Source organism: Citrobacter sp. C13 (genome assembly GCF_014596815.2).
Taxonomy (GTDB): domain Bacteria; phylum Pseudomonadota; class Gammaproteobacteria; order Enterobacterales; family Enterobacteriaceae; genus Citrobacter; species Citrobacter portucalensis.
The window spans coordinates 439,136-451,407 of the sequence record NZ_CP115024.1; the positions used below are offsets into that span (position 1 = coordinate 439,136).

Here is a 12,272-nt window from a genome sequence, read left to right on the forward strand (position 1 = left end):
AATTCCTCAGTGCGGTGTACGCCCGGTGTTAAAACGTTTTTCCAGATGCTGGCTGTAACGCGACATGCTGAAACAGAAGATCCAGTAGATCAGTGCGGCAAAAACATATCCTTCCGTCGACATACCCAGCCACGCAGGGTCCACAGTTGCCTGCTGTACGCTACTGAAGAGATCAAACAGACCGATGATGATGACCAGGCTGGTATCCTTGAACAGAGCGATAATCGTGTTAACCAGGCCAGGGATAACCAGCTTGAGGGCTTGCGGAAGAATGACCAGCCCCTGAGTTTTCCAGTAACCTAGCGCCAGTGATTCTGCGGCTTCATACTGACCTTTTGGTAGGGCCTGTAACCCTCCGCGAACCACTTCTGCGACATAGGCCGACTGGAAAAGAATAACGCCGACCAGCGCCCGGATAAGCTTGTCGATACTGGTTCCTTCGGACATAAACAGAGGAAGCATGACCGAGGACATAAACAGAACGGTAATCAGCGGTACACCGCGCCAGAACTCAATGAAAATGACGGATAAAACCCGCACGACTGGCATATGGGAACGACGTCCCAACGCCAGTAAAATGCCCCATGGAAGCGCGCCTGCAATCCCCACGGATGCAATAATAAGCGTCAGTGTTAATCCGCCCCACTGCCGCGTTTCTACGCGTTCAAGCCCGAAAAAACCACCGTACATCAGCCACCAGACGACAATCGGATAAATGACTGCCCAGATGGCGATATAGCGGCCACGGTGAGGAATGGTTTTCCAGAACATCGGAACAATAGAAACCAGACCAATCATCAGGGCCAGATTTACGCGCCAACGCTGATCGTGGGGATAAAGCCCATACATGAATTGCCCGAAGCGTTCATGAATGAACACCCAGCAGGCTCCCGCTTTGGTGCAGTCTGCCCGGGTAGAGCCGACCCAGTTGGCCTGAAAAAATACCCAGTTCAACAGTGGTGGAAGAAATGACCAAATCAGCCATACGCATAGCAGGGTGAGCAGGCTATTTGACCAACTGGAGAACAGGTTTTTACGCACCCAGAGTAGACTGCGGCTTGCCGGATTGCTGCGCTGGCGCGAGGGGTGAGACAGCAGTGCTTTTGTCATCATGGCTCCTTAGCGCTCAATCAGTGCAATACGGCGGTTATAAATATTCATCAGCAAAGAAATACTTAGACTGATGATCAGGTATACCGACATGGTGATGGCGATCGTTTCAATGGCTTGCCCTGTTTGATTGAGTACCGTGCCGGCAAACAGTGAAACCATGTCCGGGTAGCCAATGGCGGCTGCAAGAGAAGAGTTCTTGACGATATTCAGGTACTGGCTGGTCAGTGGGGGAATGATGACGCGTAGCGCCTGTGGGATGATTACCTGGCGTAGCGTCACCGGATTTGGTAGACCCAGCGAGCGTGCGGCTTCATGTTGGCCGTAAGGAACGGCCTGAATGCCTGCCCTAATAATTTCTGCAATAAATGCCGAGGTATATACCGAAAGCGCCAGAGTTAGTGCCGCCAGTTCAGGAATAAGCACCATACCGCCACTGAAGTTAAAACCACGGAGCGCGGGAATATCCCAGTGAAGCGCAGCGCCAAACATCCACTGTGAAATCACCGGTAAAAGTACGATCAACGTAAGAGCTGTGGGCCAGGTCCGACGTAGCTGACCGGTTTTGGTCTGATGCATTCTGTTGAAGCGAAATAATCCGATGGTGACGACGATAGCGATAACAACAGCGGTGCAAAAGGCAAAAAAACCTTCTCCCATTTGCAGGGACGGAATATAGAGCCCCCGGTTACTCAGGAACATCAAATCCAGCGCGTTAACGGCCTGGCGTGGGCCGGGCAGGTTACGTAATACGGCGAAATACCAGAAGAAGATCTGCAGCAGCGGCGGTATATTGCGGAACGTTTCGATGTAGATCGTCGAGAGCTTTCGCAATAACCAGTTATCTGACAGGCGTGCCAGCCCGAGAAAGAAACCGAGAATTGATGCGAAAACAATGCACAGTGCTGAAACTAACAGCGTATTGAGCAGGCCGACCACAAAGACACGACCATACGTATCGCCTTGCTCGTAATCAATCAGATGCTGGACAATACCAAATCCGGCGCTGCGATCGAGAAAAGAAAACCCCGAGGTAATACCGCTATTGTTCAGGTTATTTATCGTGTTATGAATGAGATAGACCGCAATGCTGATAACCACAATGACGGCGAGTATTTGAAATAACCAGGCGCGGACCGCAGGGTTAGAAAAGGATAACGATCCTTTTACGGTTGAGCGGCGATGGAACATAAGAAAACCTCAGTAACTATGACTCTGGGCTGAGCGCCGCAGTTGCGGCGCCCGTTACATCACTACGCATTAGCGCACCGGTGGCGCATATTGAATGCCACCGTTATTCCAGAGGTTGTTCTGTCCACGTTTGATCTTCAGCGGACTTTCCGATCCAACGTTACGTTCAAAGATCTCCGAATAGTTACCAACCTGCTTGATAATGTTGTAGGCCCATTTGTTATCAAGCTTCAGATCCTTGCCATAATCCCCTTCTTTACCCAAAAGGTGTGCCATATCCGGTGTTGCTGGATTAGCCGCTTTTTCATCGACGTTTTTCGAGTTAACACCCATTTCTTCCGCATTCAGCATGGCGAACAGCGTCCAGCGAACAATGGAGAACCACTCATCGTCCCCACGACGTACGACAGGTCCCAGAGGTTCTTTAGAAATAACTTCTGGCAGGACGATCCATTCCGCAGGATTGCTCAGCTTGATGCGTAGGGCATACAGCTGAGACTGGTCGGAAGCCAGCGTATCGCAACGTCCAGATTCCAGAGCTTTGGCTGATTCATCCGAACGGTCAAAGGTGACGGGGGTGTACTTCATCTTGTTGGCTTTAAAGTAGTCGGCCACGTTTAGTTCGGTATCGGTTCCCGCCTGAATACAGACCGTTGCACCATCCAGCTCTTTAGCGCTCTTCAGGCCTGCTTTATTGTGGGTAAGAAAACCAATGCCGTCGTAATACGTTACACCAGTGAAGGACATGCCCATACCGGCATCACGAGAAGAGGTCCACGTGGTATTACGAGAGAGCAAGTCGACTTCACCAGACTGTAATGCGGTAAAGCGTTCCTTGGCGGTGAGCGGGGTATATTTTACTTTGCTATCATCGCCAAATACGGCGGAGGCAACGCCACGACATACATCAACATCAATACCCGAGAACTTGCCGCTTGCATCGGCGTAAGAAAAGCCAGGCAAGCCGTCGCTGATCCCACATTGCACAAACCCTTTTTTCTTTACGGCATCAAGTGTTGCGCCGGCATGTGCCTGATTTGCAACAGCAAGCAGCACACCGGCCGCAGCCAGGCTGGCGATTATCATCTTTTTCATAGAGCATCCTGTGTGGAGGAATTATTGTTATGGAAACGTTCTGAAAACGTCTTTTACCTGTCTGTGGCTTTGGCCATACTCTTTTAAGCAAAGGTAGTGCCAGTTTTTTGCGCCTGATTATTCGACGCAATATGCAGAGTGTAGACAGGAAAAAATAAATGCAGCGCCCTGAAGTGGTGCAAAATTGAAACGTAAGCCACATTTCGGCGCAAAAAATTTAAAAATCAGACAGGACGCGTGATAACGATTTCTGGCGTTAATATTAATGGCGTGAGAATAATGAAAAGAGATTGTGGTGTTACGAAAAACAGAAAAAATGCTAATTTCAAATCGTGGATGTGTGAAGGAACTCTATAATAATTTTATTATATGCCAGGCACTATTAAGCAACGTTTTGTCTTATATGTAGATTTTATGCTTATTGCTAAAAGCGCGGTAATAACCGCGCTTTTGAGATGATTTATTTGGTCAGGGCGACAATCCCAAGTGTCAGTCCGGCAACGGCTGCAGCACCACCGGCGATGGCTCCGGCTGTTTCCCAGTTATCCTGGGTAGTGCCTTTCATACAGGTATTGGTATGAACCAGGCGCCCCTGATCGTCGTATACAGGTACGCAAGGAGAATCGTGTGCACAGCCAGCCAGGAATGCGGTAAGCAATGCAACGGATATTAATCTTTTCATGGTGTTACCTCAAAATAAGCGTTTCGCTAATTAAGCAAAGACAAACGCTAAGCCATCTGCGAACTCGGTGATTATTTTACCACTTCTTAAAAAAGGACTGACATGAGGAATAATCTCAATTCATGTGGATTGTAAAAATAATGGATAAAAAGAAAGGTTGCAGGCGAGTTTAGAGGGATAGTTTAAATGAAATAAATGGCTATCTTACTAATAAATAAAGAGGAGCATCGTAGGTGAAAAAGGCGTCCGTAGACGCCTTTATTTTACAAATTAATCGTTGTGCCGACTAAAACGCCGTCTTACGACAACAAAGAAGACGGGGACGAAGAAGATAGCCAACAATGTTGCGGTCAGCATTCCTCCCATAACACCTGTACCGACCGCATTCTGCGCACCACTACCTGCTCCGTGACTGATAACCAGAGGCATAACCCCCAGAATAAAGGCCAGGGATGTCATCAGGATAGGACGAAGACGCATACGCGATGCCTCCAGCGTCGCTTCAATCAACCCCTTGCCTTCTTTATCCATCAGGTCTTTGGCAAATTCGACGATCAGGATAGCGTTCTTAGCCGAGAGGCCGATAGTGGTTAGTAAGCCAACCTGGAAATACACGTCGTTATTCATCCCACGCAGTGATGCTGCTAACAATGCGCCCACAACACCGAGCGGTACAACCAGCATCACCGAGAAAGGAATAGACCAGCTTTCATACAATGCGGCAAGGCAAAGGAAGACAACGATTAGCGAGATGGCATACAGCGCAGGCGCCTGGTTACCCGACAGCCTTTCCTGATAGGACATCCCCGTCCAGTCATGACCAATACCGTTTGGCAGTTTTTCCGCCAGACTTTCCATCAGCGCCATTGCTTCACCGGTACTTCTGCCAGGTGCTGCTTCGCCCAGTATTTCCATGGATGGCATACCGTTGTAACGTTCCAGTCGCGGTGAACCATAAATCCAATGTGATGCACTGAACGCAGAGAACGGAACCATTTCGCCATTGGCGCTGCGGATATACAGATTATTGATGTCCGCTGGCAGCATGCGGTATTTTGCATCTCCCTGGACGTAAACTTTCTTCACGCGGCCACGGTCAATAAAGTCGTTAACGTAATAGCCGCCCAGTGATGCGGAGATAGTTTCGTTGATATCCGACAGCGATACCCCCAGCGCCTGTGCTTTCTCCTGATCAACATCCAGCTTAAACTGCGGAGTATCTTCCAGTCCGTTAGGACGAACGCGAACCAACAGATCGGGGTGTTTAGCCACCATCCCCAGCAGTTGGTTACGCGCTTGCGTCAACGCCGTATGCCCCAGACCGCCCTGATCGATCAACTCAAAATCGAAGCCGGTTGCGGTACCCAGTTCAACAATAGCGGGCATATTGAAGGGGAAGACTAACCCATCGCGGATCTGGCTGAACGCGCGTGTGGCGCGTGCAATGACCGCTTCAACACTATTTTTCTCGCCGCTACGTTCATCCCAGGGCTTGAGGCTAACGAATGCCAGACCTGAGTTTTGCCCCTGACCGCTGAAGCTAAAACCGTTAACCGTGAAGACGCTTTCGACGTTAGCTTTCTCATTGGTCAGGTAGTACTGAGTAACCTGATCCAGTACTTTCTGGGTGCGCTCTTGCGTAGCGCCTGCCGGAAGTTGAATCATTGTCATAAACACACCCTGATCCTCCTCTGGCAGGAAGGAGGTCGGCAGGCGCATAAACAGAACCGCCATTCCGATGACGATTATCAGGTAGACGACCAGATAACGCCCGGTTTTACGCACAATACCGCTGACGCTATTGGTGTAGTGATTGACGCTGTGATCGAATTTGGTATTAAACCAGCCAAAGAAACCGCTTTTTTTCTCGTGATGCTCAGCCGATACCGGCTTCAACAGCGTTGCACAAAGCGCAGGGGTCAGGATCAGCGCGACCAGTACAGAAAGCGCCATGGCGGAAACGATGGTGATGGAGAACTGCCGATAGATAGCCCCGGTTGAACCGCCAAAGAAGGCCATCGGGATAAATACCGCAGACAGCACCATAGCAATACCAACCAGTGCTCCCTGTATTTGTGACATGGATTTTTCCGTCGCCTCTTTGGGCGGCAGATGATCCTCCATCATCACGCGTTCTACGTTTTCCACCACCACTATCGCATCATCGACCAATAGACCGATGGCGAGCACCATGCCGAACATCGTCAGGGTGTTTATTGAGTAGCCAAACGCAGCAAGCACGGCAAATGTGCCCAACAATACGACAGGTACGGCGATGGTCGGAATGAGCGTTGCCCGGATGTTTTGCAGGAACAAATACATGACCAGGAACACCAGCACGATCGCTTCAAACAGCGTTTTTACCACTTCATGAATTGAGATGGTCACGAACGGTGTCGTATCGTACGGGTAGACCACCTTCATTCCCTGCGGGAAGAATGGTTGCAGTTCAACCAGTTTGGCTTTAATAGCGTTAGCGGTATCCAGCGCGTTTGCCCCGGTTGCCAGCTTGATCCCAAGGCCGGATGCAGGCTTACCGTTAATACGCGCCACGACGTTGTAGTTTTCTCCACCCAACTCGATACGCGCGACGTCTTTCAGGTGAACAACCGAACCATCGCTGTTCACGCGTAAAGTCACTTTGCCGAACTCTTCAGGGTCTTTCAGTCGCGTTTGCGCAATGATAGAAGCGTTCAGCTGCTGGTTAGGTAATGCAGGCGTCCCCCCTAACTGACCTGCGGCAATCTGATCGTTCTGTACCTTCAACTGATTGATCACATCAACCGGCGTGAGCTGATATTTATTCAATAAGTTTGCATCCAGCCAGATGCGCATGGCGTACTGTGCACCAAACAGCTGCACGTCACCCACGCCATTCAGACGGCTGATTGAGTCTTTAACGTTCGAGGCGACGTAATCGGAAATGTCATCCTGTGTGGTTTGTGGGTTGTCAGAAACAAAGCCCGCGACCATCAAAAAGCTGCTGCTGGATTTCTCGACGCTGATCCCTTGCTGCTGAACTTCTTGCGGCAGTAGCGGAGTGGCGAGCTGCAGTTTATTTTGCACCTGCACTTGCGCGATATCGGGATCGGTACCGGACTGGAAAGTCAGCGTAATAGTCACACTCCCGGCCGAGTCGCTGGTGGAGGACATATACATCAGGTTATCGATACCATTCATATTCTGTTCGATAACCTGTGTGACTGTATCCTGAACCGTCTGTGCATCCGCACCAGGGTAGGTGGCAGAAATAGCGACCGCAGGAGGCGCAATGGTCGGGTACTGTGCCACGGGCAGTTGCATGATTGCCAGAGCACCCGCCATCATCAGAATGATAGCCAATACCCAGGCAAAGATAGGACGCCTGATAAAAAAGTTAGCCATGTCCGGTTACCTTATTGGGCTTTCGTGGCAGGGGTTTCGGTATCGGCGGTTGCTTTAACCTGAACGCCTGGACGTGCTTTCTGTAAGCCGCTCACGATAACTTTGTCACCCGGTTGCAGGCCTTCACTAATGAGCCACTTGTCACCAATAGCTTGTGTGGCAACGACTGCGCGAGACTCAACCTGACTCTTGTCGTTAACGACCATTACGGTGGCATCGCCGCGAGGCGTACGCGTTACCCCCTGCTGCGGAACGAGAATGGCATTCGGCTGGACGCCTTCATCAATGCGTGCGCGCACAAACATGCCCGGCAACAGCGTGTGCTGCGGGTTAGGGAACACGGCTCTGAGGGTGATTGAGCCGGTGCTTTCATCAACCGTCACATCAGAAAACTGCAAAGAGCCTTTTAGTGGGTATGACTGACCATTTTCCATCACCAGTTCGACTGTACTGCTGGCGCTGTCTTTATGCAGGCTCCCTTGCTCAACGGACTGTTTGAGGCGCATAAAGTCGTTGCTGGACTGTGTTACGTCGACGTAAATGGGATCGAGTTGTTGAACGGTAGCAAGCTCTGTAGCCTGGCCATTCGTGACTAATGCGCCTTCGGTGACGTTAGATTTACCGATGCGTCCGCTAATTGGCGATGTCACTTTGGTGTAGGCCAGATTGATACGCGCGCTTTCGACCGCCGCTTTTGCCGCGATCACGGAGGCATCGGCCTGACGGGCATCAGCAATTGCCTGATCGTACTCTTGCTGGCTGATGTACTTGGTGCCAACCAACGGCACATAGCGTTTTACCGTTAAATGCGCGATTGCAGCAGCCGCTTCACTCTTCGCCAGTTCACCTTTGGCGCTGTCATAGTCAGCCTGATAAGTCGCGGGATCGATCTGATAAAGTGACTGTCCGGATTCAATATCGCTTCCCTCAGTGAAATTCCGTTTAAGCACTATCCCGCTGACCTGGGGACGAACTTCTGCAATTCGGAATGCCGTTGTGCGCCCGGGTAATTCGGTCGTTACGGCTAAAGGAGCCTTTTCGACGACATGGACAGTCACCTGCGGTTCTGTGGGATGAGCTTGTGTTTCTCCCTGATCGTTACAACCGGCGAGTAATGCTGCGGAGACGATGATGAATGAGGGCAGGAGTGAAAACCTGGCATTTTTCGTCATTTCTATTCCTTAAAAAACCGAACGCTCGTTATTAACCGGGTAACGCAGGGGCGATAACGCGCACAAGAAAAATAATAGTTGGCTATCCTACAAATTATTAGCTTGCGATGTAAGCAATACTTATTTATGGGCGCGATACACGGCACGTAAAAGCAAAAAAAGATTAATCGACAGCTGTTTCATTGTGGTGTTAATAGCAATACAATGATTCGCATAAACACAAATTGAAATAAGCATTTGGTTTATGAATATATTTGTTGTTGGTATTCGTTTTGTTTATTCGTGTGCGAAGTCCGTAATAATATTTTTTAGAACTCGTTTAAATAAATGCTAAGTGATACATTTGTTCCGTATCGCAAATATTAGATAAGAAAATTAATCATTCTCTACTCTACCTCAGACAGTCGGGACCATGGCCAGAAAAACGAAAGCTGATGCCCTCAAAACGCGGCAGAACCTGATAGAAACAGCAATTGTACAGTTTGCCGCACGTGGCGTAAGCAATACGACGCTAAACGACATTGCGGATGCCGCCAGCGTGACGCGTGGCGCGCTCTATTGGCATTTCGAAAATAAAACTCAACTGTTTAATGAGCTATGGTTACAACAACCACCTTTACGCGATCTGATTCAGGACAAGCTAATTGGTCGTTGGGGTGATAACCCTTTACAGCGATTGCGAGAAAAGTTTGTGGTGGGGTTACAATATATTGCAGAGAACCCTCGTCAGCAGGCATTAATGCAGATTTTATATCATAAGTGTGAATTTCATAACGATATGATATCTGAGCAGACTATTCGCGATAAAATAGGTATCAGTCATCAAAGCATTCGTGATTCCCTGCAAAAGTGTGTAGATGACAATCTGATTGCCACCACTCTTGATTTAGATGTCATCATCATTATTCTGCACGGTAGTTTTAGCGGAATTATAAAAAACTGGTTAATGAATCCAGTGAGTTATGATCTATATGGGCAAGCTCCAGTATTAGTTGATAATGTACTAAAAATGTTAAGCCCAGACGGTAGCGTCATGCAATTAATGCAGAGTGAAAACCAGGTCGGATAGTTTTTACCGCCAGAGGCTGACGGCTGTCGAAGCATTACCTGAGGTGCTATTCGAGGTCGACGCAGTTGACCAGCTTAAGGGGATTCACTGAGTTCATATTCCGGCACTTGTCGTGCTCTGTTGTCATCAGCTCTATCCATTGGATGAGCAGCGCATCAAAAAGAAAAACGAAGACCGCAAAAACAACCAGCCACCAATACTTGCGAATCATTCCTAAACCCTGTGTATTCATGCCCAAGCGTGCAGGGAATATACACGAAATTTTTAAGCTGAAAAGCAGACTTACAATGCCTTTACTTTGTTGAAAGATCGCCACTCTTTGCCGTCAATCGACTCTTTTTAGACAGGTTTTTTGTCTTACGTTTTTTCACCTTGGCAAGCTCAATTTCTGAAAAATGAGAACCGATACTCAGTCTTCTGAGCCCCATTTTTACGTATTCAGTATTGATCTCAATCCCGACAAACTTGCGACCCAATTCCACGGCGGTAGCACCGGTGGTGAAGCTGCCGGCGAACGGATCGAGTACCTTGTCATCTGGGTTCGAGGACGCCAGAATTATACGCTCCAGGAGGGCTTTGGGTTTCTGGGTGGGGTGGTTTTCGTATTCGTCCATCAGATAGCGTACGCGTGGGAACTCCCAGACATTGCCCGGCACTTTTTTCTGATTGTATGGCTGCGGCGGGTTTTTTCTGTAGTCTATTAGCGCGCGTTTAGCGCCAGTTTTGGCTTCAACCAGAATATCGTCACGATTAAATGTATAGTTTTTCTGATCTTTTACCATCATCAGGATCGGTTCATACATCGAACCAAAGTAATTTTTGGCTTGTACCCCTGAGCTATCGTATGACCACACGATACGACTCTTGATGGTAAAAAGCGGGCGGCATTTGAGGTCGATGTACGGCATGTTCTCCGTACTGTTCATGATGTACATGGTGCCGTGTGGTTTGAGGATGCGATGGCACTCGTCGATGCACTCAAACAACCACGCCAGAAAGGCCTCTTCGTCCCAGGATTCCACCATCCCGTCAAAGTCTTTCCCGATGTTATAAGGAGGGTCAGCAAAAATGAGTTCGACACTTTCAGACGGCAGTTTTTTCAGTTCAGTTAGCGCGTCACCCAGGATTATCTTTTTAGATTCATCGCCAAAATAGACAGGTTCACATCTCGCGTTCATCGCCAAAGCCTCCCGTGTGACGTCAATAAAAAAGGCGCTTCCCCATGCCGAGTAGCGCCTTTTAAAACAAACATTTAACTGATTAGTATCAGTTCATGCCGTATTTTTTCAGTTTTTTACGCAGCGTACCACGGTTGATGCCCATCATCAGGGCAGCACGGGTCTGGTTACCGCGGGTGTATTGCATCACCATGTCCAACAGGGGCTGTTCTACTTCAGCCAGTACCAGCTCATAGAGATCATTCACATCCTGACCATTCAATTGAGCAAAATAGTTCTTCAGTGCCTGTTTAACCGAGTCACGCAGGGGCTTTTGAGTTACCTGGTCCTGAGAGTTAACGGTAGAAACGGTCAGTACGTCAGAATTTACGCGTTGTTCGAACATAGTTCTGTCAGCTCTTTATTTCTGTTTACGCAAAATTTTCGAAGTATGCCTCCAACGCCGCCAGCTGTTCGCTGGAATCTTCAATGGCGTTGAATGTGCGCCGAAACTGGTCATCCGGAGCGTGTTCCTGGAGATACCAGGATACGTGTTTACGCGCAATTCGGTACCCTTTTGCCTGACCATAAAAGTCGTGCAGTTCCCGAATGTGCGCACAAAGCAAGCGCTTCACCTCTGCCATAGGCAGCGGGGGCAGCAGCTCCCCAGTGTCCAGATAATGCTGGATTTCCCGAAAGATCCAGGGTCTTCCCTGAGCTGCACGTCCTATCATCAGGGCATCCGCCCCCGTATAGTCGAGTACAGCTCTGGCTTTATGCGGGTCAGTAATGTCGCCATTCGCGATAATCGGAATGGAAACTTTCTGCTTAACTGCCCGAATACTGTCGTACTCAGCATCTCCATTGAACAAACAGGCGCGGGTGCGTCCATGAATGGTCAGAGCCTGAATGCCACAGTCTTCAGCCAGTTGGGCAATCTCTACGCAGTTACGGTGTTCCGGAGCCCAGCCGGTGCGAATCTTGAGTGTGACAGGAACGTCCACTGCATTGACGACCTCGGTTAGTATCGATTTCACTAAATCCGGGTACTGCAAGAGGGCTGAACCTGCGAGCTTGCGATTCACTTTTTTAGCCGGACACCCCATATTGATATCAATAATCTGGGCGCCGCTTTCCACGTTAATACGTGCGGCATCGGCCATCTCAACAGGGTCGCTACCGGCAATTTGCACCGTGCGAATTCCTGGCTCATCAACGTGCACCATCCGTAAACGAGACTTGTCACTTTCCCAAACCTGCGGGTTAGAAGACATCATCTCGGATACTGTCAATCCGGCTCCCATCTCATAGCACAGCGTCCTGAATGGTCTGTCAGTGATGCCAGCCATAGGTGCTGCGATCAGGCGATTTCTGAGCTGGTATTGTCCGATGCGCATGAGTTAAGAAATGAC

The 12,272-nt window shown here is 49.2% G+C and carries 11 protein-coding genes; 1 reads left to right on the forward strand and 10 read right to left on the reverse strand.

All coding sequences use genetic code 11. The features are described 5' to 3' along the window. Positions 1-6: 6 nt before the first annotated feature. The 6 genes from IB222_RS02180 to IB222_RS02205 form a co-directional block, all read right to left on the reverse strand. Positions 7-1,110 carry an amino acid ABC transporter permease gene (locus IB222_RS02180; protein WP_126319745.1) on the reverse strand — a complete coding sequence of 368 codons (1,104 nt, stop codon included), beginning with the start codon at positions 1,108-1,110 and terminating at the stop codon, positions 7-9. Between the two features lie 9 nt (positions 1,111-1,119). Next, positions 1,120-2,301 carry an amino acid ABC transporter permease gene (locus IB222_RS02185; RefSeq protein WP_149385016.1) on the reverse strand — a complete coding sequence of 394 codons (1,182 nt, stop codon included), beginning with the start codon at positions 2,299-2,301 and terminating at the stop codon, positions 1,120-1,122. Between the two features lie 69 nt (positions 2,302-2,370). Next, positions 2,371-3,396 (reverse strand): amino acid ABC transporter substrate-binding protein, encoded by a 1,026-nt coding sequence (locus IB222_RS02190; protein ID WP_003828858.1) that lies wholly within the window; start codon positions 3,394-3,396, stop codon positions 2,371-2,373. A gap of 460 nt (positions 3,397-3,856) precedes the next feature. Continuing rightward, entirely contained in the window at positions 3,857-4,078 is a 222-nt protein-coding gene (locus IB222_RS02195; protein WP_003025292.1) for a lipoprotein, read from the reverse strand. Positions 4,079-4,348: 270 nt separating this feature from the next. After that, on the reverse strand, positions 4,349-7,462 hold the full coding sequence (locus tag IB222_RS02200) for an efflux RND transporter permease subunit (RefSeq protein WP_149385015.1): 3,114 nt from the start codon (positions 7,460-7,462) through the stop codon (positions 4,349-4,351). 11 nt (positions 7,463-7,473) lie between these two features. Then, a complete protein-coding gene (locus IB222_RS02205; RefSeq protein WP_149385014.1) occupies positions 7,474-8,634 on the reverse strand; it encodes an efflux RND transporter periplasmic adaptor subunit in 1,161 nt (386 codons plus the stop codon). Positions 8,635-9,046: 412 nt separating this feature from the next. Between IB222_RS02205 and envR the strand changes: the two genes are divergently transcribed. Continuing rightward, on the forward strand, positions 9,047-9,703 hold the full coding sequence (envR, locus tag IB222_RS02210) for an acrEF/envCD operon transcriptional regulator (RefSeq protein WP_149385013.1): 657 nt from the start codon (positions 9,047-9,049) through the stop codon (positions 9,701-9,703). A gap of 46 nt (positions 9,704-9,749) precedes the next feature. Here envR and IB222_RS02215 read toward each other — a convergent pair whose 3' ends face one another. From IB222_RS02215 to dusB, 4 genes are all read right to left on the reverse strand, one after another. Next, positions 9,750-9,914: a DUF2556 family protein gene (locus tag IB222_RS02215; protein WP_003025279.1), complete on the reverse strand. Its 165-nt coding sequence runs from the start codon at positions 9,912-9,914 to the stop codon at positions 9,750-9,752. 82 nt (positions 9,915-9,996) lie between these two features. Continuing rightward, positions 9,997-10,881 carry an adenine-specific DNA-methyltransferase gene (gene yhdJ, locus IB222_RS02220; RefSeq protein ID WP_008785971.1) on the reverse strand — a complete coding sequence of 295 codons (885 nt, stop codon included), beginning with the start codon at positions 10,879-10,881 and terminating at the stop codon, positions 9,997-9,999. A gap of 88 nt (positions 10,882-10,969) precedes the next feature. Then, entirely contained in the window at positions 10,970-11,266 is a 297-nt protein-coding gene (gene fis, locus IB222_RS02225; protein WP_000462905.1) for a DNA-binding transcriptional regulator Fis, read from the reverse strand. Between the two features lie 25 nt (positions 11,267-11,291). Next, positions 11,292-12,257, reverse strand: coding sequence for a tRNA dihydrouridine synthase DusB (dusB, locus tag IB222_RS02230; protein WP_032934195.1), 966 nt, complete (start codon positions 12,255-12,257; stop codon positions 11,292-11,294). Positions 12,258-12,272: the final 15 nt, after the last annotated feature.